Origin of the sequence: Virgibacillus necropolis (assembly GCF_002224365.1) — a bacterium.
Lineage (GTDB): Bacteria > Bacillota > Bacilli > Bacillales > Amphibacillaceae > Virgibacillus_F > Virgibacillus_F necropolis.
The window spans coordinates 2,177,319-2,200,213 of the sequence record NZ_CP022437.1 but is presented as its reverse complement, the minus strand read 5'-3'; the positions used below and the strand labels follow the sequence as shown (position 1 = coordinate 2,200,213).

Below are 22,895 nucleotides of genomic sequence, written 5' to 3'. Positions count from 1 at the left end.
GAGGGGACCGGAAAAAATACCCAATTTATCCCTCCTGTTTAATGAATAAATATTTTTTTGGCCTAAATACGGAAATTAAAAATATAAAAGGAATAAAAACTTTTGCACCTCCTATAGGTGATCCACATAATAATCTTATCTCTTCTCCTTTTTTTAAAGTGAATTCGTATCCTTCGCTTTGGTACCAATCAACTTTAACATGTACCACATGGTGTCCCGGCTTAACCGGTTCAATTATTTCTTCTCCGTTCGAAATTTTACTCATCTCTTTTTTATCAACAATCACTTTGAATTTTTTAAAACGATTAACAAACTGCGATTCTCTCTTTAATTGTATATAGCAATTATTTTCATTACTCATACATATCCTCCCTTCAGTAAATTTCATTAGATATATTATTCTGAATTATAAACTAGTTACTTCCCGTATTAATAAAATCTCAAACTAACTTTTTGAAACGAGAAATTATGTTTTATTTAAATGATTATAAAATAAGTGGAGCCGTAGAACTTTTTAAAGTGATACGGCCCTTATGCTTAAAATAATTTATTTGCGCTTTAATCACAAACAGCACTTGCTGTGGATTTCCTTCGGCAAAACGGAAAGGCAACATTCATTTATTAATTGGATTACTTCTCGAAAATTATTACTAATTTTTTTTGGTTCAGATTGATTTATAATATAATCTTTCTCGTTTAAAGAGCATAAAGACCCTATTTCTTTAATTTGAGTCATTACTTAAAATCCCCCATTTCTTTTTTAGCAATGATCTTTATTCCGCGAAAGCACCCGTTTATTGATTACAACCACTTGCAGACGATATTGAATTCCTATACTGTGCCTTTCATTCTTATTACCTTACCGTCCATTTCAGGCATTAATTCTTTCATCCCATTATTCTTATAAAACTTAATTGCGGATGTACAAAAAAGGAATTTTATGTATCCAAGTTTAATTTCAGTTAGTCTACTGCAAAAAGTGCTTTTTCAAGTTCGTTTGGTTTTTGTGAACCAATTACAACAACACTTCCAGAAGTCAATCCCAATTCTACACCTTGATTACCACCCATGTTATAGGCTCGCTCTCCCCTGAAATTTATACGAATTCCCCATCCGCCAAAACGCCCCATCGGGGCTGTAAGTAATGGTTTTTATAAGTAACAGCTCCTCGCTTGGAAACCTTCTGTATCGAAAGTGAAAAGGCACTAAGCGAATAAACAATCCATCTCTACGTACTTCCGTTATCAATTTCATTTTAAATGCGCCCCATGGAAGTATAATACCAAACACTAGCCATGTGAATACCTGCATTCCATTTCCCACGGGTTCATCTCCGAATCGGATACCAAAAATGACTTGTTGAATAAAACCCCACCAGAAAATGGAGGCAATCAAGAGCACCCCTATAATCCAAGGTCTACCAAGTTTTTGCACTTCCAGATATAAGATATCTTCATTTGTTTTGCTCATTAATTTGCTCCTTACAAATGCTGGGATTATCTTTATATAAGCATAATTGGTAACACTATTGATAACAACTAACCACGTCCAACGGGAGGGTGACCTATTGCCGGCAAGCTGCAAGATACCAAAGGAGATAATTTTGTTATGTATCCGGCTATCTTCCTCTTTTCAATATGCTTACTATTAATTGGTATAGCACAGAACGGTTTTGTTCTTCTTTTAGCCGGAACACTGCTAGCAGTTGGCTATGGAACTATCGTATCCGCTGCTCAAGCCATCGCGATAAAGGAATCACCAAAACATCGAGTTGGATTAGCAACCTCGACGTTTTTCATTTTCATGGATACGGGAATGGGATTAGGTCCTTACCTTATTGGCACGATTGTTCCATATGTTGGTTACAGTGGCACGTATTAACATTAGCTGTAGCCATTTTCCTATCGATAACTTTGTATTATTTTTTACACGGAAAAAAGGCTGCATCAAGAAAACAAAATAAAAAAGTGGCTTAGAGCATAGAGTCGGTAGTTCATCTTTTGATTTCCTATCGACTCTTTACATGCATCCAGTATGGGTGTAATTCCTAAACTCGTGAAGAGAAGTACATACCGTTCGCCTGTTTAATTCAAGGTATTTACATTTCCAGGCTTATTTGAAACGACTCCCCCCCTTCTGTATGTGGAACGAGAAAAAAATGGCATGAGTATTGCCGATATTGTAAAAACTACAGGTGTACCTAGATCAACAATGTACACTAAAGTAAAAACGTTAGGGGGTAAATAACTATGCAATGCGCCAATTGCGGAAAAGAAATCGAAAAACATGATCGTTATTATGAAGCAGAAAAAAACGGAACGATATTTTGCAGTAAAGATTGTGCCTATGAAACATATGAGAGCTATTTTTCAGAGCATGAAGTCGACACAACTTTAGTGAGGTTTCCAAAGGATAATTGATTTGCATTTAGGTGACCAAACCCCATGCGGTAAATCAATTCTAATTTCTTTTAAATCGCCCTTAGCAACAGCAAAATATATACAAAATGAACATAAGCCGGGTAATCCTGGCTTATGTATATGCTTTTTCCTTTTATGTATTTTCCAAGATGTATTCAATTTCCTTTGTCACAGACCGCTTATTGTTTTTTATCTTATCAAGAATTTTGTTATCAATCTCCGCAGTGTAAACAAAATGATAAAAAAACTTTATTAATTATTGCATTGAAATAACGTTTAATCATTTTTCTACCTTCAATCCCCCACAATCCGCCCGATCGTAACAGTCGTAGCTCATCATCTCGTCGTAGCTTCCGTCACAAGACTTGAAATCAAATGAAATACGTCTTTCTTACAATTGTATAAAACGTACTTCTTCTCTTTTGTGTATGTCACCAAGTGTGCTTTTTTTAATACTTGCAGGTGTCGTGAAATGTTCCTTCACTTAAATGACAAATTCGGGCTAAAGCCTAGGTTGTCATAGCTCGATTTTGTAACAATTTTAATAATTCTAACCTGGTTGGTTCTCCTAATGCTTTATACATTAAAACCATTCGGTCAATGGGTTGTTCTGGTTGAGATTCATCACGTGCTTTAGATGAGTCATAGACAACTATGATGCCTTTGTGTTGGTCTGATCAACAAATAGATGTGGCCACACAAAGTAACTTGGAACAAATATAATTGCATCATCACTTTTTACTTTATAATTCCGGTAACCCTCCTATGAAACAGAAGGTTAACTATAGTGACCTCTCAAGTAGTGACCCACCAAATCTTCTATAGACAAATGAGGAGACTTCCTCGTTGAACCTTTCATACTCATCAACAAATATGTTATGGCTGCTTTTCTCAAAGATTACTAACTCACTGTCAGGAATTTTTTCTGCCATAAGCACGGAGTCCTCTACTGGGCAAACCCAATCATGGTGGCCCCCCGCAACTAATGTAGGACATGTGATCTCCTTATTTGAATGTAAAACTTGAAAACATTCTAAACTACCGTTTTTTGATGGGGATAAAAGATTCTCTTCCCAAATAAGGGCAGTGTCCCTAAGTCCCTCAATTTTATTTTCGTTAAGTCGGTGTAAATAAAAACGGGAATGACAGACCATGAATAAAGAACGAATCGATCGAAATATGTACACTTATTTCGAATTAAATCATCAATTATAGACAAAGTTAGTTTAACTAATTCCATTATCCTATTAAATATTACCCACTTTCCTCACTAACATATTTTTCCACCTTTACAATCCTTAACATTGAATTAATAAATATATTCTATAATAGAGTCGATTCATACAAAAGGAATAAGGAAAGGGGTAAAATGACATGGCTAAGGAAAGATCAATGGATGATTTTATTCAAAAATTAAATGAGGAAACCTTGCAAAGAGACGTTGATAGACGGGGATTTCTTCAAGAGACTGGAAAAATTGCTGGCGTTTCTCTAGGGATGGTAATCGCTCAATCCATGGGCGGAATTAAAGTTGACGCAGAAGCAAAATTCAGCGACTATCCGTTCTCACTTGGGGTTGCTTCTGGGGACCCTCTTCCTGACGGTATCGTTCTATGGACAAGATTGGCTCCAAAACCTCTCAAAGGGGGAGGAGCGCCTACACGTAATATTCCTGTACATTGGGAGTTAGCAAAAGATGAACATTTTCGCCATATTGTTCAGCGTGGGACAGCAATAGCAAGACCCGAATTAGCTCATTCTATCCATGTGGAAGTTGATCGTCTGCAATCTGACATGGTTTATTTCTATCGTTTTAAAGCTGGACATGAATATAGTCAGGTTGGAAAAACGAAAACACTTCCTGCAAGTGGTTCCAGTGTATCTAGTCTTACTTTTGCTTTTGCCTCTTGCCAGCAATATGAACACGGCTACTATACAGCTTACAAACACTTGGCTAAAGAAGATCTCGATCTTGTTTTCCATCTTGGGGACTACATATACGAATATGGTCCGAATGAATACGTGTCGGGTACAGGTAATGTCAGAACTCACAGCGGACCAGAAATCAAGACGCTTGAGGATTACCGTAATCGCCATGCCCAATATCGAACAGATGAAGATCTGCAAGCCGCTCATGCTGCTTTTCCATGGGTAGTGACTTGGGATGACCATGAAGTGGAAAACAACTATGCCGATTTAATTCCGGAAAAAGGACAATCCGTGGAGGAATTTGTGAAACGGCGTGTTGCAGCTTATCAGGCGTATTACGAACATATGCCGCTGCGTAGATCTTCTATGCCCCATGGAGTTGATATGCAATTATACCGAAGCTTCTCTTATGGCGATCTAGCAAATTTCTTTGTATTAGACACCCGCCAATACCGCTCTGATCAGGCGAATTCAGATACGAGTTCTCCACAAACACCAGAATCATTAGATCCATCCCGTACCCTATTAGGTGGGAAACAAGAGGATTGGTTACTTGATAACCTTAACAGATCACAATCAAATTGGAACGTGATGGCACAGCAGATATTCTTTGCAAAACGGAACTATGGTCCAGGTCCGGACGAGCCGTTATTCAGCATGGATGGCTGGGATGGTTATACACCTGCCCGCCAGCGGATTACTGACTTCGTTGGTAGTAAAAATATGAATAATTTGATTGTCCTGACAGGTGATGTACATGCTAGCTGGGCGTCCAATTTAATGGCTGACTTTAATGATCTGAATTCCCGTATCCTCGGAGCAGAATTTGTCGGAACCTCTATTACATCTGGTGGGAACGGGGCAGACCAGCGTGCTGATACCGATCGGATATTAGCACAGAATGAACATATAAAATTCTTTAACGATTATCGCGGTTATGTACGATGCCAGGTCACCCCAACACAATGGAAAACAGACTATCGCGTGCTTCCGTTTGTTACAAAACCGGGGGCAGATATTTCTACAAGGGCATCTTTCGTATATGAGAAAGACCAAGCTGGCCTAAAAGAAGTATCTGCAACTATAGTTCCAAATGGTAAGCAAAAATCCAGTGAGGTAGAAGAAGATCGTCATCAGGCTCATGACCTTGCACATAAAAAACAAAAAGAAAAAAAGAAAGAAAAACTAACGAAATAAAAATACAATTTCTCAAGAGTAGGCGGGGCAACTCGTCTACTTCTTTTTTTTAGACGTAAGGAAGGTATATAAGTTTTAATCTAACTCGATTAGCTTTTCAATATCTTTTCTATTGTAATTACCCACTACTCCTGGTTTTGAACTTATATAATTCACAACGTCTGTGTTTTCGAGTTTTAGGGTTGTTTTTAAACCATTAATTATCATCCCTAGATATTCTTTAGATGGTTTATTAAAAGGAACATCTAAATCAAAATCCGCTGTAAATGTAAAGATTGGATAACCGTTCTTTTCACCTAAATATAAAATAGTTCCATACCATGAATCTTTTAATGTCTTTGACCCACGTTTCATTATTTCATTTAAATCCATATCTAAGATAGCACCGTTATTTTCTTGTTTAACTACATCCATAAATTGCTCTACCGTTATTAAATATTTTCTACTGTATGTATGGTGTTTTTTATCTTTTTCCAAGCCTATGAAAGCTACTCCTTGTTTTTGCCAGCGATCAGATGCTTTTGCAAAATATAAAGGATAATGCATGATATACGTTGCTTCTTTTAGTGGAAGTGAGCGATCTCTACAACCAACCTCAATTTTTTCAGATCCCTTTGGTTTTCCGCCATTTATGTAACATAAAAACCTATCCCTATTTAAATTAGAACCATAACTTGCATACCACACATATTTGATCTTTTTTAACCAGGTATTAATCACAATCACATCCTAAAAGCTTTTTTCTTTAGCTAATGTGCATTTATCGATAAACGCTTTAAATAATCCTTGCATAGCTGGATCCTCGCTGGCCATCTCCTCAGGATGCCATTGAATTGCCAACCACAGCGAAGATTTGTCGACTCCCTCAACTGCTTCAATTATACCATCTGGTGCAACTGCTACAATTTTAAGACCAGGCGCAAGCTTGTCAATAGCTTGGTGATGCATGCTGTTAACTCGGAATGTTGAACTTTTTAGAATTTGAAATAACTGACTATCATCCCCAATCTGAATTTCATGGGTGGGATTGGGTCTTGCAGCCTGCTGAAAATGCTTAATAGCATTAGGGTTATTGGTTTCAATGTCCTGTATAACCGTTCCTCCTAACGCAACATTTTGCATGGTGATTCCTCTACAAATGGCAAAGATTGGTTTTTTCTGATTCAAGGCATTCTTTACAAGTCCCATTTCTATTAAGTCACGTTTTTCATTCGTTTTTTGTATTCGGGGTTCAGGATTTGCTTGATATGAATGAGGATCGATATCTTCTCCACTACTTAAAATAATTCCGTTGCAGATGGAAGTCCATACTTCTGGCATATCTTCCGTACCAGTTGGAATTACGATTGGGATCCCCCCTGCTTTTGTCACTGAACGAATATATTTTTCGTGCAGATTAACACTTGGAATGCCGTCGTGGTTGACAATAGAACTGGTTATTCCGATTACAGGTTTGATTGGCTGCATCATTTTATTATCTCCTTCATTGAGGTTCAAGAAATTGAATCACGATAACCTGACAGAATATTAAATAGGCTTGACATTGCTTTAGAAGCCTTTTTTATTCTGGTATAAACACATTGAAAATATACCCCAAATGATCGTGAGCTAGAAAGAGACTTTGTACATCTGGACTTAACCCGTTTTCATCCGATACGTGAACTATTAAAAAACATTTAAAAGGTCATCAAATTTCTCAATAACATAATCATATTCATTTACTTGTCCAAATCCATATTTTGCATAAACAAATGGTATTTTAGCATATTTGGATGCCTTTAAGTCACCTTCCGTGTCTCCAACATAAACAGGTTTTGATAGATTATTTCTTTCTATGATTAATTTAATATTCTCTCCTTTTGAGAGTCCAGTTCTACCAGGGTTCTCATAATCTAAGAAGTATTTTTCTAATTTATGATAGTTATAAAAGGCCTCGATATATCCATTCTGACAATTACTAACTATAAACAGCTTATATTTTTGTGATAAGGCTATAAGAACATCTTCCACATTTTCATACAAAGAACCACCTTGCTCACTTAAATATTGGCATTCAACCTCATTGCAATGGTTTAATACTTTTTCCCGTACATCCTCTTCTAAATCAGGAAACAGCTTTTGACCTATTTCCTTACTTTGGAGCCCCATTATACCTATAAGGTCTTCCTTAGTTATTTCTTTTTTTATTTGTTTATTTTGTTTAATTACTTCTTCATTCCACGCTATTAACACCGTGTCTATGGAGTCCCATAACGTTCCATCTAGATCAAAAATAATACTATCCATTTATAAATCTCCCTAGTTTTATTTAGAATTTCATCTATTTTATCTCTTTAAGTTCTTAACTCTTCCTCTGCCCACTAGCTAGTTTCATTACATTTATTTTAACACAACTAGGACTCCTCTCCCGGCTCACGTCAATGATGATTAGCAAATCTATATTTGCATTCATTTGTGAGAGCAGAATCTATTTTTTGCTAGAGGTTATAATTTTGAGTGAAAAGTAAAATTATTGTTAAAAAACTGATAACATACTATTTTTTTAGAGAAATAAAGTATATGATTTGTTAGGAAAGGAGAGAAAAAAATCTATGAAAAAGTTAGCTAAAACGTTAGCCGCGGGTACGATTGCAATTTCTTTATCTGGATTCACTTTTGACGCCGTTTCGGCTGACCAGTATGCAAGTGTGCCTGAGTTAAAAACAGAAATAAGCAAAGACGAATTCAATGAAAAGAAACATTGGAAAAAGGACGATGCTCATTCGGTTGATGGTTTGAGATTAATAGGTTCGGAAACTGTTCCAAACGATCTGACATACAAAGGTACGTCTGTCGGCGGTCTTTCTGGTCTGTCATATAATCCTAAAGGAAATAAATGGATTCTAATCAGTGATGACCGATCCGCTATTGATCCCGCCCGTTTTTATACGGCAAAACTAAACTACAATCACAGGGATTTCCAATCTGTACATGTTATTGGTGTAACCCCACTAAAACAAGCTGACGGAACTTTTTTTCCAGACAGTAATAATTATAATTCCGAAAAGAATAGTAATGTACCAGATTTTGAATCTATTCGTTTCGACCCAGTGAACAAAACTATTTGGTATACCAGCGAGGGAGATCGTTCACTTGGTTTAAACCCCTTAATCCTTCAGGCACAATTAGATGGAAGTTATTTATCAAGATTGCCTTTAACTGACACAGCTAAAATGGACGACCAATCCAATAAAGGTTTTCGAAATAATCTTGCCCTGGAAGGAACCACCTTTTCTGCGGATGGTTTAACACTTTGGACGGCTATGGAAGGCCCACTTATACAGGATGATCAAGTACCAACCTTAGAGACCGGCTCACTATCACGAATAACTCAATACAATCGGAATGGTAACGTATTGAATGAATTTGCTTATACGATAGATCCCATTCCAGCTGAACCCGGTGAAGGCATGGCTGCCGATAATGGAGTCTCAGAGATCCTTTCCATTAATGATAACAGGTTTTTAGTCCTTGAGCGTTCAGCTGTACAAGCTGATGATGGAAGCTATAGTAATTATATTCGCATTTACAAAATAGATGTGCGTGGAGCCACTGATATTAGTGAAATAGAATCGCTAAAGAGTAAAGATATTACACCAGTGAAAAAGGAACTAGTACTTAACCTGAATTCTCTCGGATTGGATAAGCTTGATAATATTGAGGGGATGTCATGGGGAAAAGAGCTTCCGAATGGTAATGACAGCCTGGTATTGGTTTCAGATAATAATTTCAATGACAGCCAAGTAACACAATTCATTGCATTCGAAGTATTACCTGAGAGAGAATAAAAAAAGTTCACTGGAAAATATCAATTTGCAATGAAATAGATAGAAAGTAGATTCCATCTATCGAATCTGCTTTCTATCTATCCTTTTATTTATTGAAATTTTTTACATAACCTTGAGCCAAATCTAATACCTGTTAAGTTTTTCAATTTTACATATCCATTTATAATAATTTAAAACAAGAACAAGTAAGAACGGATTAACCAGTACTGAATAGCATAAATTCCACCACCCATGATTAAAATACCCCCATGGTTCAGGCAACAATGTGATAGCTTCATAACATGTAATCACTATGACCCAACATAAAATATAAAGAATACCTTTATAAAGTGATTGCCGAAAAGGATACCAATTTAAAAACATCATATTTACAGGAGGGACCACTACCGTTAAAGTAAGAATTGACTCAAAGTTAGTAGCTTTAGAAAAGTACCAATAACCATGATACCCTGTATCAATATATGTATCAATAAGTGTTTGTAAAGCCACTGTAAACGACCAAATATGTACTATTTGGCTTGTAGTCAGTCTTTTATTTGTTCTAAAAGCAATCAAATTAAAAACGATTATTGCAATGATTAGCCCCAACATTACATAAAAACTTCCTTTTTACAAAACAGTTTTTCCTTAATTTCCATATATTAACCGCTAATTGCTACAAAACACCATTGGCTCCAGTCCACCTCCTCTATGGTATTTGTTATTCTATACTGGAAAGCTACAAACTTTATCCTTCGCCTCTAAGGTTTCAAAAAATGGTTTCATATATACATTTGCATATTTTTATCTCCACCATTTTGTTGTAAAATAGAGTGTGGTTTTTAAATTACTACAAAAATCTTTATAGAGGTGAAATGAAAAGTGAATGGTACAGCACATGCAGCAATAGGAGCAGCAACAGGATTTATCGTTGCGAACACGTTTCATACCACCCCTTCTACGACCCTATTTTTAGTTGGATTAGGAAGTATTTCAGGATTAATCCCCGACCTGGATATTGACGGAGAGCTTCGTGGAAAAATTACCTTATCACATAAAATGATTCAGAAAGTTGCTCAGTTGATTGGGATTCTGTTGATCTTTTATAGTTTTTATGAAGGGGCGAATAACGAGCAATTCATTGGTATAGGAATCGGATTGGGGATGATTGTCATATCGTCATTGATTAAACAAAAGCATATGTTAACCATCACAGGAGTCGGTATATTAGCGGGAGGCTTCTCTCTACAAGAAATTTGGTTGATGTTACTCGGGATTTATATATTACTTGCATCTTTTGTTTCTCACCGCAGCTACACGCATTCGATAGTAGGGGTTATTTTCTTCGGAATCATCGCTTCCAAATTAGAAGCATCTCTCGGAATAGAAGGAATTTATTACACCTGCCTCGCAGGATACATCAGTCATTTAATTGCGGATAGTAAACTGCTGCCGTTTAATAAACGAGGAGTTAAGCTGTTTTTACCAGTTTCATCAAAAGAACTATAAGAAACCAACATGGCTACGTTAGTCGTAGCCACCAATTTTTATCTTCTTACTAATACCAAATTCTAGATTATATATAGTTCGTTTTCTGGATCAAGTATTATTTTATTGTTATTTGTTAATTCAATTTCAATTGGATATATGGCAGATATTTTATCAGAAAATATCCATCTTCTCCCTGGTTGAATCAATAAAATGAATATCCCATTGGCCTTTTCCCCCATAAAATTGAGCAACTTTGGGCTTATTGCATTATTGTCGCGCTCAGTCACACCAATATTATTAAGTTTTTCTCCGACATTTATAGCATCATCTACGGTTAAACTTATTTCACTAATGTTTAAAATACTTTTAATCGAAAAAGGATCCATCCTATCTTCAGAAGTTGAATGTCTTGAAATAAACTCTACTATATTACCAGCAGGATCATAGAAATAAAGAGCGTGGGCAGGTAAATGGTCAAAGTCCGCTTCGTCTTCCCCACCTTCAACAGCTAGTCTTACCCTTTCTTTTGTCCATGATTTTGCTTCTTCAAATTTGTTAGCTGGAATATTAAAAGCAAAGTGATAATAAGGATTTCCCTCTACATCTTTTGTTGTAAACTCCAATTCACTTGTACCGACGGCAATTCGAAAGCTATTTTCATCCTCTTTAATTAAAGAAAAACCTAGCGTCTCAAGGTAAAAATTTTTTATTTGTATTAGACTTCTCGTGTGTATAACAACCGATTTAATTTCCATTTATAAATAGCTCCTTTCCTGGTATAGCTATAAAAAATTATTTCCTATAACTTTATCCATCTATACCGATCGACATATAGGGTCTCCTCCCAACCACGTATAAATATTTCAGCAATTAATGAAATGACATCACCTATTGCATTGCGTCATAACCTCACAAATAGTAAATTGTTCAGGGTTCTTCCTCATTTCAACTAATTCTTCTCTTTTTTCTCCTTCAATTCGCTTATCTGTTGGAAGCTTAAAATCAGATAATGTTTTAACTATGTCTTCAAGTCTTTGGTTAGTTTTGGGTTTTTGCTTTTCTTTTGATTCATCTTGTTTAGCATTGGTTTTAGGGGTGGTTGTCTTTTTAATCTTATCATATCGCTCTACAATATAAATACGTCATATTATTTTAATCTATTTTATATTATGTTTATTTTACATAGAGTTAATAAACTTTCTTAAAATAAAGATCAATTTGACTTATTAAGATTAACTTATGTAAAATGAAAAAATAACTTGCGAAAGAAGGTGATTATAGTGAAAATTGAGTCAGACCTATCATTGCTGTGGTATGTAATTGCATATGGCATTGTAATGGTTATTTTGGGTATCTATTACTCCAAAAAGATCTCAAAAAGTGAAGATTATATTTTAGCAGGGAAAAGTCTAGGCACACTTGTGCTTACGGGAACATTACTAGCTACTTGGGTAGGAAGTGGAAGTATTACTGGTGGTCAAACGTCTATGGCCTATAGCTATGGGTTAATCCCGGCATTACTATTAACCTTTCCTACTGTTATCGGGATAATCATATTATATTTCATTTCTCCAAAAATACGAAGCTTAGGTAAATATACCGTATCCGAAATATTAGAAGAGAAATACGGAACTTATGCAAGACTGCTAGCCGGGGTTATTATTATTCTTGCTTACGTGGGTATTGTCTCTTATCAAATGAAAGGTGTAGGGTTCATATTGAATCTCACTACCGGAATTTCCGTTGAATGGGGGACTATTATTGGTTCTGCTTTGATTATTTTCCTAGCGACAATCGGTGGTCTTCGATCAGTGGCACCGACTGACGCAATTAGTGTCGGAATTATGGTCATCGGACTGCTGGTTGCACTGCCTTTTATGTTTGTAATTGCAGGAGGATGGGATGAAATAACAGCCAATGTCCCAGCAACCCATTTAACATTTACCGGATCCCTTACCAACATCCAGTTGCTTGGCTATTTGTTGCCTCCCCTATTTTTATTATTGGGTGATCAAAATATGTACCAGCGATTGGCAGCTTCCAAAGGTGACAAAAATTCAAAAAAGGCGCAAATTGGATGGATTATTGGAATTTTGATCATAACACCAGTTATCGTGTTGATTGCTTTTGCTTCAAGTTCCATGTTTAAAAATATCGAACCAGGGATGGCTCTGATTGTATCAACACTAGCTTTACCAAATATTGTTGGTGGCCTCCTGTTAGCTGCGGCAACTGCATTTATCATTACCACAGGAAACTCCTTCTTATTATCTGGAGCGACCAATGTTACGTATGATATTGTCAATAAATATTTCAAAAAAGACGCTACGGACAAACAGTTATTAGGAATGACTAAACTATTTGTTATCGTACTTGGTATTTTATCTTTTGTTTTAATTCGCTTTTTCCCTACCATACTATCTGTTCAAATGTATGCCTACACGATATATGGGGCTGGTCTCACACCAGCATTATTAGGTGTATTTCTATGGAAAAGAGTCAATAAAGCTGGCGGTCTATCCTCTATGATGATGGGTGTGCTGACTACATTACTGTGGGAACTTGTTTTAAGTAAACCATACGATATAAACAGCTCCGTAATTGCTGTTCCAGTAGCAATCATTGTTCTAATTGTTGTTACACTGACAACATCTAATAAGCAGCCGCAAAGAACATAATAGAGAAAGCCCATGGGAAGCCTCAAATGAACTGCCTCCCCCATGGGCTTTATTTACAGATATGAAAGCATAAAAACTTTCTTACTGCATAAGTGCAACTAAGGCCGTCGCTAAAAGGCTTGATGACAACCAAGTTTTCTAATATTTCGTTAAACTTTCTAAATCACGCGGAAAATCCGTTATGAAGCGATATCCATCGGCAGTTATTATGACTGTATCGGAATGACGGAACCCTCCTACTTCAGGTATATAAATTCCTGGCTCTATACAAAAAACCATTCCTTCTTCAAGTTGCAGTGAACTATCAAAACGCAAATAAGGCTCTTCATGCGAAAATACGCCAATTGCATGCCCTACACGATGAATAGCATATTTCGCAAATCCTTCTCGTTCCAATACTTTTCGTGCAACCAAATCAACCTCCTTGGCAGCTATACCTGGTTTTATTACTTCAAGCGCAGCCTCCTGTGCCTTTCTAGCTGCTTCAAACGCTTTTCGTTGAATGTCACTGGCCTCTCCGACAATAAATGTCCGCTCTAATTCTGCTCGATAACCATTAAACCCTACCTGCCGACTGTGGATCACCACATCACCTTCTTGTAGTTTTCGTGTATTCGAAAACACATGCGGCATGACAGTGCGCACATTCCCTGAAGGTGTCATGACTGTCAAGTCTAGTGTTGCGTTAGGATGCTTTTTAACTGTTTCTGAAAATAACACAGCATTCCCCTTTGCATCAACTTCAAGTTCTGTCACCCCTGGTGCGGCTGCACGCAATGTTGCTTCTACAGCTAAACCTACAAGCCTACCCGCTTCTTCCATTAATTCTATTTCATATTGATCCTTGATATAGCGCATTTTGCTAATTTGCTCAGTAGCATCCACCAACTCAAAGCCTGTTGCTCTTATAGATTCGGTCAAAGCTGCAGAGGCATACGCTAAATCAAATGCAATTTTAGAACCTTTTGAATGCTTCGCTGCTAAATGGTTTTTTAACAGTTCAGTGGGATCCTCAGCTCCTTTAACCCCTTCAGGATATTCATGATACACATAAAGCTTATCAACTTCTGCGTCAGCTCGAGCATGTTTTTCCTCTAGCCCTGGAATAATAAATGCTGTATCTTTTCCCTCAATTATTAACAAAATTGGCCGGGAATAGATTAACGCCTTAAAACCACTTAAATAAAATTGATTAGCAGGATTCGTAACGATCACTGCATCAACATCATTACCCCGCATCCATTCCCTTACTTTTGTAATATGCTTGTTTGTTTTCAAAAAATCACTTCCCTCATTCTGGCAAACAAATTGGATAAATATTAATTTTAAGTTCATTTTAACCGATAGCCTTCTATCCTTAAAGGGAAAGTAAAGAAAAATTCCTAGTAATCGTGTTCCTTTTTTGCACATTAACTTACTCATATGTGTGGAGTACTGTTTTAATAGTTGAAACCCTGTTTAGTTAATAATTCTGTTTCCAATTCACGTAAGTAATGCGGTTAAGATAGTCGCCCTTTTGTTGAAAGTTATTTATTTCCTTCCCATTCTTGTTCTAAAATGCTATATAAAAGGGAATCTCGCCAGCCGTCTCTTATCAATAAATCCTCACGTATTCTACCTTCCTTAGTCATTCCTACTTTTTCTAAAACCTTTAATGAACCAATATTTCTTGGGTCACAAGTCGCAAAAATACGGTGTAGATTTAATTCATTAAAGCCATATATGATTAACAGTTTTGCCACTTCTGTTGCAATTCCCATTCCCCAATATTTTGGGTTAACTATGTATGCTATTTCACCGACTTTTTTGGTATAGTCCCGGATATTAAACTCACCTGCACCAATCATTTCCCCATTTTCCTTTAATATTATGGCAAAGACAAATCGACTCCTCAGTTTCTGTTTAGCATCTATAAGAATTTGTTTCACAAAAGCTTCAGATTCTTTCTCAGAGTTTGGCCCCCAAGGCTGATATTGACAAACCCTTTCTTGTGAACCATATTTGTGAACATCTATCCAATCTTTTTCTTCAATCTCTCGAAGAATAACTCTTTCACTTTTTAGATTATGAATCATAAAACCATCTCCCGTAGTCTTACGTATTAACTCAATCTATTACTAAATACTAACATATCCCTCATTTCCGTTCTTATAGCTTTGAAATAAAGTTTGATCAAAACCCTGGCAATTTTCATGTTTTATGGTAAGTAAAAAGAATCCATTTTGAAAAAAGATTTATCAAAAAGGATTCTTTTCAGTAGATTTAAGTTGTCTTTTGTAAAAAAGTTTAATCATTTTATGGTTGTGATCTTCAACGATAGCGCCCGATTGCGGTAAATCTCCTTATATTTATTTAACGAATTCTTCATCAGGTAACCCCAATATGTCTGTATTTTTAGGTATATGGCCAAGTAGACGCAGCATTGCTACAATTTGTCCTTTATGATGAAACTCATGTGTAACAGAATGGGTTAGTAATTGGTGTGGAGTTTTTCTTATAGCCCCACTCCCTAACTTCCAAGAAGGTTCTTTTTCAATATTGTCATCAAAATTATCGGTGAATTTTTCAAATACAGTATCTACATATTTATCCGCTTGTTGAAAATAACGTTGAATATCGTCAATCTGCATCTCATTGATTGCTTCTTTTGTTAATAGTGGTGATGTTGTTTCTGAAAGTGCAAAAGAACCCAGCCAAGCATGATAACAACCTGCCACATGAACTAAAGAATCTCTTATACTTTGAAAACCAAATCCTAATTCTTTTGTAAAATCATTTTCGTTCAATTCTTTACACTGGTCTAATAAAATCTGTCTTGTTTGTTTTACCCACTCATATTCTAGCTTCTCCATAGCATCCTCCCACCCCTTAGATATAAAGGCGAATTTTTCTTTATCCCTTTCTACTTTAGCAAAAATATTATTCATTCGTTATGCTACAATCTGGCCTGTTTGCGTATCATTACCATAACCTTTTTAAGCTAAATAAAGTAACAGCGTGAACAATATATGTACCAGTAAAACCATATAGCCGTTTGATAACTTTCTAAGGAAAAAGGCGATATATATTCATCGTTGTTCAATGAAGTCATAAATTACTTCTGGTTTTTTGCGAATATGCCCATAGCCTTTTTTAAAATAGCGACCTCTTCTTCTAAATCACGAATTCGTTTGTCCTTTTCATAGGTCGCTTTATCAGCTGATTCCGGTTTCCACTCCCTACAAAACTATCTTCCTTGTATTTATTCACCCACTTGTGTAATGTTTGATGAACTATATCAAGTTCCCTAGCAACCTCCGCAACCTTTCTACCATCTTCCACCACCATCTTTACAGCGTACAACTTAAATTCTTTATCATAACGTTCACCCATTTTGAACACTCCTAGAAATTAGTATTTTTAGTATAAAAACTCACCATTTCCTGTGTCCAATTATTAGACTAACGTCAGTAAGACCGCTCGTATGCTTACTTTCACCCTTAGTTTATACATCCCTATATACGCATCTTTTCGAATTCACGTATTTTATCATAGGACTTTACTAATTGTTCAGGTACCAATGTCCTGCCATATTCCCAAGCATTCGCTTCTATTTCTGATTGAAGCTCTTCTTTTTCATCATCTTCCCCATACATTAGTATCTTTAAATCGCGTTTGTTTTTCTTAAAATCCAAATAATAACCAAGTTCATGATAAAGGATTAGTTTAACAATGTTTTCATCCGACTCTTTTAGTTTAAACAATTTACTGATATACCCATTTACTTGGAGATAATTAAATTTTATCGTCCTTGTTGATACGTTATAACTCATTGGTACAGCTAAATCATTGTTAAACTCACAGTTAATGTTTAAATTGAGTTCCTTCAATGTTGCTTTAATTATCTGCTCAATGTTCCATATATAAAGCATTTTTTCAATCACTTTCCTTTTCTTTCCTTATAAAATATCTATTTCAGTTCGTATCTTTAAAATTATTCTCACACAAAATAAGGAATCGAGTCAATGATATCGCTTACATTTAACTTTTTATTTTTGAATTAACAATATACTACAATCTGGCCGCCCTACTGTGGTAAATCATTGCTTACACCTTATTCAAGATAACGCACCAGTTTACTTAATGACAAGGCAAGGTTACTTTTCGATTAACGTATTTTAGTCGGCTTTTATTTTAGATATTAAGTAGCAGCTGTATTCAACTATAAATCAGCTTGCATTGCGCTCATCAAGGAAAGTATGGATGCTATAGCTTGAGACCATTCCGCAATCAAGTTGACGAGCTCCTCATCGACACCTTTAATCTCAATAACTTGCAGGAAGCTTCCATAGATGTCGAAAAATGATTCCAGCGTGAAACCTTCTTTCAACTCATCTGGTAGGGATACACTCACGCCTAGTGTTTCAATAATGTCTCCTTTCTTACCAAGCTCCGTCTTTACTCATCGCTAACCGGAGCTAAAAAACCTATGATCGTCACCAAGTTTCCTATAGATTGCAATTGATTACCAAGTTTTTCAAAAGAAAATTCTTCTTCACTGTCTGCAATTAAAGCTGTCCCTGTTCCTTGTAAGACATTTCCCCATAAATCAAGTTGGGAGGACAATTCCTTATCTTTAACTGCAGATGGCGTATTTGTTACAGCAGACATCGTTTGTCCAATCGCTTCTATCCAGTATCCTAAAAGACCTTTCGTTCTATTGTCCAACGTGCAAATCCCCCCAACTTACAAAACTTGTTTTATATTATTCAAACGAGAATTATTGTTTCTTTTTAAATTTTTCTTGATGTAGGGAATGGCCAACACTATTGCAATTATTTCGATTTTCCTAGCCTTTAAAATGGCATAAAGACACAGAATTATAATCCTTTTCTTCAAGTTAAGGGCGTATTTCCGGGATAAGGAATATTTCCTTCCTTTTATTTTGGTGTGTGAACGTGGGCTTTATATTCGGGGGGATGGATCTTATAGGTAAAATCCAAAAAGTGTTATCCTTTTTTATTTACGTTGTATTTATTGGAATGGCTATTTGGGCTGTATACTTGGCAGGTGGTATTGGACCAATCCTTAATTATACACCAAAAGGCATACATGGGAATACACTTCTCGTGTTAGCCAGTTCTGTCGCTGCTATTGTTGCAACATGGGCAGCCCCGATTGTAAGTATTATTGATCTGCCCAAAATGTCAAGAAAACTTAGTGATCAAGCCATTGGACAACCCATCGGGCTTATTATCACATTTTTGCTATTTGCAATAGCCAGCATCGCGATTATTGTCGGATCGGAAATTGCCTTTGGTACGCCAATTTGGAATATTGTAGATGTTATTAATCGATTCGATAGTACATTTGCAATTGCTGGTGTCGTTTTAGTAATTTGTCTGTCGACAATTTCTGCAAATCTTGTTGGTAACCTCATACCTGCAGGTTATCAGTTAGTATCATTATCCCAATTATTCAATAAGGAGTTACATTTCAAAACAGGAGCAATTATCGCTGCTGTCATCGCACTATTTTTATTTCCATGGAAACTCATGGAGAACGCAACAAGTATTTATGCTTTTTTAAATTTTGTTGGTGCAATATTAGGTCCGGTTACAGGTATCATGATGGCGGACTATTATTTCATTCGTCAAAGACAATTTAATTTAAATACCCTTTATGAGCCCAAAAGCGACTATTACTTTCTAAAAGGCTTTAATGTCCGGCTATGATTACAATTATTGCCGTTATTGTTGCTTTGATTGGTGCATTTGTGGATGTATTAGAGCCTCTCTATAAATTATCATGGTTTGTTGGTACAGGTTTGGCTTTTATCTTATACATTATTTTCGCGCCTAAAGAAAAGAGAAGTGTAAAATAGAAAACGGTTATAACATTATCCATATGTTTAGGATCTAGGAACGCATTTACACGTTTTTTTGTCAGAGTGGTTTTTTTCTCTCAAGCTTAAAAAGAGCCTTTAAGTTCCCAAAGCAGGCTTTTAGCTAGCAAATTTATTTAAAGAATGCGATTGTTCGGGTAACACTTCAACAGGCAGCTGTCCCTAAGATTTAAATTGTTCATCTTTTTAGCAATTCTGGAATGATCAATCAAGATGTTTTAAAATAACGATCAAACATATACAAAAAATGTGAATTTAAATGTTACGATTGATAAAAGGGTTTAGAGTTCGATGGCTTTTACACGGGTGGCAGTTTCGGAAAAACTGACAAAAAAATCATTATTCTCCCCTTCCTTCTAAATCGATGAGACAATAATGATTTTAAAACCTCTTCACCTAGTCATTGGCAATTTCCCGTTAATTGATTTCGATCGCCGTGGCCTCGTTGTTCCAATCCTAAGCCATATTAACAGTTTTACCATACCAATCGGAATGTCTAAAAGAAGACTCCTCTACCATACCCCTGGTATCAGTGTCGTCGAATAGCTTGAAGAAGGTGACGACGTACTTAAGGAGGAGATCCTGTCATTCTAGCTGAAGGCAGGTTTGTAAACCCCTCTCTCCAATAATTATACTTTCCAGTTGTTTCACAATCGCATCCGATTCGGGATAGTCTTTTCACATATATTCCCCCTTCAATAGTTTTCTACGATTCCCCAACCAAAAAAGTTTCATTTTAACTAAATATTCTGTATATTATTTTGTTACTGACTTAGCAAACCCTTTTTCAATTATCCCGTCGTTAGAACAATAAGAAAAGAAGCTTTCGTAATCCCTTCTTCAACTCTTGCGCCCGATTGCTTAATTATAAATTAAAGCTGTTTTAAGAAGCTATTTAATATCATTTACTAATTCCTTAGTTGCTACTTCTTAAACTATTCCAATAGCAGTACCCATCAATATTCCTCCCATAGCAGAGAACGTATAAAAGCCTAATCCCATACCTTCCCAACCTCCAACACTAATCACGCTATAAATAATTACTCCGATACAAATTAGTGTCAATACAGTATAAATAGAAAATAAAAGTTTTCTTGAAAATTTACGAGCCATAATAAACATCCCAATTGCAAATACAGTTCCGAAAAGCAGTATCGGCGTCCATCCCTCTAACATCAACGCATTCATTTTATCTCCCCTCCTCACTAAGTTATGAAGCAAAGTGTGTGGTTACCCAACTGTGCACAGTTTAGCAATTTATATTAATACAAATATTCAACTATCTTTGAATACAGCTCTCACAATTTGACCTAATAAACGTATAAATGATTCCTTTAAAGCACCCTGTTATGGCACAATATTTATTCGGTTATCGCGCCTGACAATGAAATAAGCATATCTACTTACAGTGACGGTGGACTATCTGGGATTGTGTTTGCAAGAACTATATAAATGAGCAGATTGGCAGGAGTTAAAACAATGAAGATAATCCTTACTCCAAGAGAAGACATACCAAAATATTCAGCTATACCTCCACAGACCCCAGATATAGATTTGTCTGTTGCAGATTTTCTTAATTTATTTTGCATTTGGATTCCTCCCTCGTATTTTACCCAAAACACAAATAAGGTAATTCCACAATCTGGCACCCTTAACGGAAACATGCGCAAACCTTTATTCCGTTATTGCGCTTGCTTAAATTATTCTAAATGCTTTTTCTCCCATTTATCGGATATTAAAGCCCGAATATACTTTCCTTTTTTTTTCTCAACCGCAATAGCCTTGTTTGTGTTCGTTTCTTTGATTTTAAAATACTTCGTTCCTTTCTTAAGAGCGTTTGAAAAATTTCCTGAGTATGTTCCTTCCCGACTTGAGTATTTTGTAACTTCCCCGATTATCTCGCCGATCTTATCTTTATTAATTTTATTTTCTGTAATTACATAGGTCTTTCCGTCCCATTTTACAAAAGGATACGCCCAGCTCGCACTTGCCCCAATCTGATCATTTGTATTGCCGCATCCTGTCAATAAAATACATAAAGAGAAAACGAATGCAAAAAGAAATGACCCTTTCATTGATAGCACCTCCTCATGTTAAAGCTTCTTATTCTTATATGTTAGACGTATTCAATTAAGTATAGGTTTCGAATTGGTTAAACAATCTGACCCTTTAAATGAAAAATGAACGCTGATCTTTATTTCGGTACAAAAGTAAAAAAGTCCATTCTATTTCTTAGCATGCTCGGCTTCAATTTCCATACTCAACTTAGGAAATTGTTTCTTAAAGGATTTTACTATTTTTGTGGTTTTACTAAATGTATATTTTTTTACTTCACCATAAGGAATCCATATTTCTCTATTCTGAATCTGTTCATATAGTGATGAAATAACTGTATCACGGTGATTTGGAGGGAGTTTTCTTGTGGTACGTCTTTCCTTCATTTTATTGTGGTAAAGTTTATAAAGCTCTGCAACGATCCAATTCTTTTGACTCTCTTTCAATTGTGAAAAACGTTTGTTTGTTTGAAGAAGCTTGCCATTTACCTTTATATGATTTTTCATCAAGAAACCGTCCTTTAAATCTTACTTGATTTATTCTTTATTAATTGCTATGTCTCACAAAAAAAGCAACCGATTATTTATGTACAATAATCCACAAGATTTTATTTTCCAATGTATGAACCTTAAACAGTTTTGTTAAGTTTGTATTCCTTAGCATATTCCAAAACTTCTATAATATTAGACACATACAAAACGGAACCTACAAATTCTCTTATATCTAATCCTTTCATTTCATATGTATCAGCAGTGTTAACCGTTGCAGTTGCGTCTTCTAAAAAGGTAACTTTGTAACCTCTATCAAAAGCAGTAATTGCTGTAAACAAACAACAATATTCTGTATTAAAACCTGTGATAAATAGATGTGTAACTTTTAATATGTCCTCTAAATTAGTGTTATGAAAAGAATTTGGTGTTTGTTTCTCAATAATATGGTCAGCATATTTTTATTGAATTATGTAGTTCAGACCCCGCAGAATCTTTATAAAGTGGGCTGTTTTCTGCATCATCCAAATGTCTAATAAAAATAACGGGTTCTTCATTCTCTTTAAAATCCCCGATTACTTTTTCTATTCTTGATATTTCTACTTGAAAATTCCCCTTATTAACTAATCCGTTTTGTACATCTATAACAAGTAATGCCTTCATGAATTCACCGCCTATTTATTAGTGATAAACTTTGTAACTTATTTCCTCTGTGTATGCTGATTGAATACCTTCTTGTTATACTATTCTGCTCCTTTAGCACAAGAGGAGGCGACTGTCCTTAACAATCGGGCCATTATATACAGTATCATCGGCAATACATTGATAAAATGCACCTTTTATCTTTGTGTACATGTAGGCATCGATAAGCGTTTAAGAACTTGACTTGGAGCCTCTGTGGGTACGATTTGTCTTGAAAGGCTGAAGCAATGGTTTCATAGGCAACC

26 protein-coding genes and 2 pseudogenes are annotated in these 22,895 nt (G+C 35.8%); 7 read left to right on the top strand and 21 right to left on the bottom strand.

Going from position 1 to position 22,895, the window contains the following annotated elements:
- Nucleotides 1-25: 25 nt before the first annotated feature.
- Nucleotides 26-361 carry a hypothetical protein gene (locus CFK40_RS10455; protein ID WP_089532251.1) on the bottom strand — a complete coding sequence of 112 codons (336 nt, stop codon included), beginning with the start codon at nt 359-361 and terminating at the stop codon, nt 26-28.
- A gap of 710 nt (nt 362-1,071) precedes the next feature.
- The gene (locus CFK40_RS10450) at nt 1,072-1,470 is read right to left on the bottom strand and encodes a DUF6141 family protein (RefSeq protein WP_405196544.1); all 399 of its coding nucleotides are present in this window, start codon (nt 1,468-1,470) and stop codon (nt 1,072-1,074) included.
- Between the two features lie 138 nt (nt 1,471-1,608).
- Here CFK40_RS10450 and CFK40_RS10445 point away from each other — a divergent pair, with 138 nt between their 5' ends.
- The 3 genes from CFK40_RS10445 (at nt 1,609) to CFK40_RS10435 (ending at nt 5,546) form a co-directional block, all read left to right on the top strand.
- Entirely contained in the window at nt 1,609-1,881 is a 273-nt protein-coding gene (locus CFK40_RS10445) for an MFS transporter (protein ID WP_089532250.1), read from the top strand.
- A 368-nt stretch (nt 1,882-2,249) separates the two neighbouring features.
- Nucleotides 2,250-2,420 (top strand): hypothetical protein, encoded by a 171-nt coding sequence (locus CFK40_RS20970; protein ID WP_161493855.1) that lies wholly within the window; start codon nt 2,250-2,252, stop codon nt 2,418-2,420.
- A 1,374-nt stretch (nt 2,421-3,794) separates the two neighbouring features.
- A complete protein-coding gene (locus tag CFK40_RS10435; protein WP_089532248.1) occupies nt 3,795-5,546 on the top strand; it encodes an alkaline phosphatase D family protein in 1,752 nt (583 codons plus the stop codon).
- 75 nt (nt 5,547-5,621) lie between these two features.
- On the opposite strand, the gene CFK40_RS10430 is transcribed toward CFK40_RS10435, so the two are convergent.
- The 3 genes from CFK40_RS10430 to CFK40_RS10420 form a co-directional block, all read right to left on the bottom strand.
- Entirely contained in the window at nt 5,622-6,266 is a 645-nt protein-coding gene (locus CFK40_RS10430; protein ID WP_227001759.1) for a hypothetical protein, read from the bottom strand.
- Nucleotides 6,267-6,275: 9 nt separating this feature from the next.
- Nucleotides 6,276-7,016 carry a gamma-glutamyl-gamma-aminobutyrate hydrolase family protein gene (locus CFK40_RS10425; protein ID WP_089532247.1) on the bottom strand — a complete coding sequence of 247 codons (741 nt, stop codon included), beginning with the start codon at nt 7,014-7,016 and terminating at the stop codon, nt 6,276-6,278.
- A 195-nt stretch (nt 7,017-7,211) separates the two neighbouring features.
- Nucleotides 7,212-7,832, bottom strand: coding sequence for an HAD family hydrolase (locus CFK40_RS10420; protein WP_089532246.1), 621 nt, complete (start codon nt 7,830-7,832; stop codon nt 7,212-7,214).
- Nucleotides 7,833-8,137: 305 nt separating this feature from the next.
- Between CFK40_RS10420 and CFK40_RS10415 the strand changes: the two genes are divergently transcribed.
- Entirely contained in the window at nt 8,138-9,373 is a 1,236-nt protein-coding gene (locus CFK40_RS10415) for an esterase-like activity of phytase family protein (RefSeq protein ID WP_089532245.1), read from the top strand.
- Between the two features lie 123 nt (nt 9,374-9,496).
- Here the strand turns inward: CFK40_RS10415 and CFK40_RS10410 are convergent, their stop codons facing one another.
- The gene (locus CFK40_RS10410; RefSeq protein ID WP_089532244.1) at nt 9,497-9,964 is read right to left on the bottom strand and encodes a hypothetical protein; all 468 of its coding nucleotides are present in this window, start codon (nt 9,962-9,964) and stop codon (nt 9,497-9,499) included.
- 270 nt (nt 9,965-10,234) lie between these two features.
- Between CFK40_RS10410 and CFK40_RS10405 the strand changes: the two genes are divergently transcribed.
- Nucleotides 10,235-10,861: a metal-dependent hydrolase gene (locus CFK40_RS10405; RefSeq protein WP_089532243.1), complete on the top strand. Its 627-nt coding sequence runs from the start codon at nt 10,235-10,237 to the stop codon at nt 10,859-10,861.
- 62 nt (nt 10,862-10,923) lie between these two features.
- Here the strand turns inward: CFK40_RS10405 and CFK40_RS10400 are convergent, their stop codons facing one another.
- The gene (locus tag CFK40_RS10400) at nt 10,924-11,598 is read right to left on the bottom strand and encodes a VOC family protein (RefSeq protein WP_089532242.1); all 675 of its coding nucleotides are present in this window, start codon (nt 11,596-11,598) and stop codon (nt 10,924-10,926) included.
- A 525-nt stretch (nt 11,599-12,123) separates the two neighbouring features.
- Here CFK40_RS10400 and CFK40_RS10395 point away from each other — a divergent pair.
- Nucleotides 12,124-13,521: a sodium:solute symporter family protein gene (locus tag CFK40_RS10395; RefSeq protein ID WP_089532241.1), complete on the top strand. Its 1,398-nt coding sequence runs from the start codon at nt 12,124-12,126 to the stop codon at nt 13,519-13,521.
- 138 nt (nt 13,522-13,659) lie between these two features.
- Here CFK40_RS10395 and CFK40_RS10390 read toward each other — a convergent pair whose 3' ends face one another.
- The 7 genes and pseudogenes from CFK40_RS10390 to CFK40_RS10360 form a co-directional block, all read right to left on the bottom strand.
- Complete coding sequence (locus CFK40_RS10390; RefSeq protein ID WP_227001758.1) at nt 13,660-14,856, bottom strand: M24 family metallopeptidase; 1,197 nt, start codon at nt 14,854-14,856, stop codon at nt 13,660-13,662.
- Between the two features lie 191 nt (nt 14,857-15,047).
- Complete coding sequence (locus tag CFK40_RS10385; RefSeq protein ID WP_089532240.1) at nt 15,048-15,596, bottom strand: GNAT family N-acetyltransferase; 549 nt, start codon at nt 15,594-15,596, stop codon at nt 15,048-15,050.
- 273 nt (nt 15,597-15,869) lie between these two features.
- Nucleotides 15,870-16,373 (bottom strand): DinB family protein, encoded by a 504-nt coding sequence (locus tag CFK40_RS10380; RefSeq protein WP_089532239.1) that lies wholly within the window; start codon nt 16,371-16,373, stop codon nt 15,870-15,872.
- Between the two features lie 222 nt (nt 16,374-16,595).
- Nucleotides 16,596-16,893 (bottom strand): annotated as a pseudogene (locus CFK40_RS10375) (transposase); the annotation flags it as partial.
- A 122-nt stretch (nt 16,894-17,015) separates the two neighbouring features.
- Nucleotides 17,016-17,432 carry a hypothetical protein gene (locus tag CFK40_RS10370; protein WP_089534354.1) on the bottom strand — a complete coding sequence of 139 codons (417 nt, stop codon included), beginning with the start codon at nt 17,430-17,432 and terminating at the stop codon, nt 17,016-17,018.
- Between the two features lie 290 nt (nt 17,433-17,722).
- Nucleotides 17,723-17,914, bottom strand: a complete 192-nt coding sequence (locus CFK40_RS10365; protein ID WP_089532237.1) for a hypothetical protein — start codon at nt 17,912-17,914, stop codon at nt 17,723-17,725.
- 44 nt (nt 17,915-17,958) lie between these two features.
- Entirely contained in the window at nt 17,959-18,228 is a 270-nt protein-coding gene (locus CFK40_RS10360) for a DUF6944 family repetitive protein (protein WP_089532236.1), read from the bottom strand.
- Between the two features lie 251 nt (nt 18,229-18,479).
- On the opposite strand from CFK40_RS10360, the gene CFK40_RS10355 reads away from it, so the two are divergent.
- On the top strand, nt 18,480-19,235 hold the full coding sequence (locus tag CFK40_RS10355) for a cytosine permease (protein ID WP_264371364.1): 756 nt from the start codon (nt 18,480-18,482) through the stop codon (nt 19,233-19,235).
- A 626-nt stretch (nt 19,236-19,861) separates the two neighbouring features.
- Here the strand turns inward: CFK40_RS10355 and CFK40_RS21315 are convergent.
- The 7 genes and pseudogenes from CFK40_RS21315 to CFK40_RS21650 all read right to left on the bottom strand — a co-directional run.
- Nucleotides 19,862-20,045, bottom strand: a pseudogene (locus CFK40_RS21315) (hypothetical protein); the annotation flags it as partial.
- 290 nt (nt 20,046-20,335) lie between these two features.
- Nucleotides 20,336-20,593 carry a YesK family protein gene (locus CFK40_RS10350; protein WP_089532234.1) on the bottom strand — a complete coding sequence of 86 codons (258 nt, stop codon included), beginning with the start codon at nt 20,591-20,593 and terminating at the stop codon, nt 20,336-20,338.
- 215 nt (nt 20,594-20,808) lie between these two features.
- Nucleotides 20,809-20,994, bottom strand: coding sequence for a PspC domain-containing protein (locus tag CFK40_RS10345; protein ID WP_089532233.1), 186 nt, complete (start codon nt 20,992-20,994; stop codon nt 20,809-20,811).
- A 111-nt stretch (nt 20,995-21,105) separates the two neighbouring features.
- Entirely contained in the window at nt 21,106-21,480 is a 375-nt protein-coding gene (locus CFK40_RS10340) for a hypothetical protein (protein ID WP_089532232.1), read from the bottom strand.
- Nucleotides 21,481-21,630: 150 nt separating this feature from the next.
- The gene (locus CFK40_RS10335) at nt 21,631-21,966 is read right to left on the bottom strand and encodes a hypothetical protein (protein WP_089532231.1); all 336 of its coding nucleotides are present in this window, start codon (nt 21,964-21,966) and stop codon (nt 21,631-21,633) included.
- Between the two features lie 122 nt (nt 21,967-22,088).
- Nucleotides 22,089-22,343, bottom strand: a complete 255-nt coding sequence (locus CFK40_RS21655; RefSeq protein ID WP_319418052.1) for a cysteine hydrolase family protein — start codon at nt 22,341-22,343, stop codon at nt 22,089-22,091.
- 55 nt (nt 22,344-22,398) lie between these two features.
- Entirely contained in the window at nt 22,399-22,611 is a 213-nt protein-coding gene (locus CFK40_RS21650; RefSeq protein WP_319417947.1) for an isochorismatase family protein, read from the bottom strand.
- Nucleotides 22,612-22,895: the final 284 nt, after the last annotated feature.

What these genes read in the sequence shown, in the direction of transcription:
- CFK40_RS10370 (WP_089534354.1), bottom strand. Translation starts at nt 17,432, where the DNA reads ATGCTTTATATATGGAACATTGAGCAGATAATTAAAGCAACATTGAAG.
- CFK40_RS10390 (WP_227001758.1), bottom strand. Translation starts at nt 14,856, where the DNA reads ATGAACTTAAAATTAATATTTATCCAATTTGTTTGCCAGAATGAGGGA.
- CFK40_RS10385 (WP_089532240.1), bottom strand. Translation starts at nt 15,596, where the DNA reads ATGATTCATAATCTAAAAAGTGAAAGAGTTATTCTTCGAGAGATTGAA.
- CFK40_RS10425 (WP_089532247.1), bottom strand. Translation starts at nt 7,016, where the DNA reads ATGATGCAGCCAATCAAACCTGTAATCGGAATAACCAGTTCTATTGTC.
- CFK40_RS10355 (WP_264371364.1), top strand. Translation starts at nt 18,480, where the DNA reads ATGGATCTTATAGGTAAAATCCAAAAAGTGTTATCCTTTTTTATTTAC.
- CFK40_RS10420 (WP_089532246.1), bottom strand. Translation starts at nt 7,832, where the DNA reads ATGGATAGTATTATTTTTGATCTAGATGGAACGTTATGGGACTCCATA.
- CFK40_RS10335 (WP_089532231.1), bottom strand. Translation starts at nt 21,966, where the DNA reads ATGAAAAATCATATAAAGGTAAATGGCAAGCTTCTTCAAACAAACAAA.
- CFK40_RS21650 (WP_319417947.1), bottom strand. Translation starts at nt 22,611, where the DNA reads ATGAAGGCATTACTTGTTATAGATGTACAAAACGGATTAGTTAATAAG.
- CFK40_RS10450 (WP_405196544.1), bottom strand. Translation starts at nt 1,470, where the DNA reads ATGAGCAAAACAAATGAAGATATCTTATATCTGGAAGTGCAAAAACTT.
- CFK40_RS10380 (WP_089532239.1), bottom strand. Translation starts at nt 16,373, where the DNA reads ATGGAGAAGCTAGAATATGAGTGGGTAAAACAAACAAGACAGATTTTA.
- CFK40_RS10350 (WP_089532234.1), bottom strand. Translation starts at nt 20,593, where the DNA reads ATGAATGCGTTGATGTTAGAGGGATGGACGCCGATACTGCTTTTCGGA.
- CFK40_RS10345 (WP_089532233.1), bottom strand. Translation starts at nt 20,994, where the DNA reads ATGCAAAATAAATTAAGAAAATCTGCAACAGACAAATCTATATCTGGG.
- CFK40_RS10415 (WP_089532245.1), top strand. Translation starts at nt 8,138, where the DNA reads ATGAAAAAGTTAGCTAAAACGTTAGCCGCGGGTACGATTGCAATTTCT.
- CFK40_RS10400 (WP_089532242.1), bottom strand. Translation starts at nt 11,598, where the DNA reads ATGGAAATTAAATCGGTTGTTATACACACGAGAAGTCTAATACAAATA.
- CFK40_RS10410 (WP_089532244.1), bottom strand. Translation starts at nt 9,964, where the DNA reads ATGTTGGGGCTAATCATTGCAATAATCGTTTTTAATTTGATTGCTTTT.
- CFK40_RS10455 (WP_089532251.1), bottom strand. Translation starts at nt 361, where the DNA reads ATGAGTAATGAAAATAATTGCTATATACAATTAAAGAGAGAATCGCAG.
- CFK40_RS20970 (WP_161493855.1), top strand. Translation starts at nt 2,250, where the DNA reads ATGCAATGCGCCAATTGCGGAAAAGAAATCGAAAAACATGATCGTTAT.
- CFK40_RS10435 (WP_089532248.1), top strand. Translation starts at nt 3,795, where the DNA reads ATGGCTAAGGAAAGATCAATGGATGATTTTATTCAAAAATTAAATGAG.
- CFK40_RS10340 (WP_089532232.1), bottom strand. Translation starts at nt 21,480, where the DNA reads ATGAAAGGGTCATTTCTTTTTGCATTCGTTTTCTCTTTATGTATTTTA.
- CFK40_RS10445 (WP_089532250.1), top strand. Translation starts at nt 1,609, where the DNA reads ATGTATCCGGCTATCTTCCTCTTTTCAATATGCTTACTATTAATTGGT.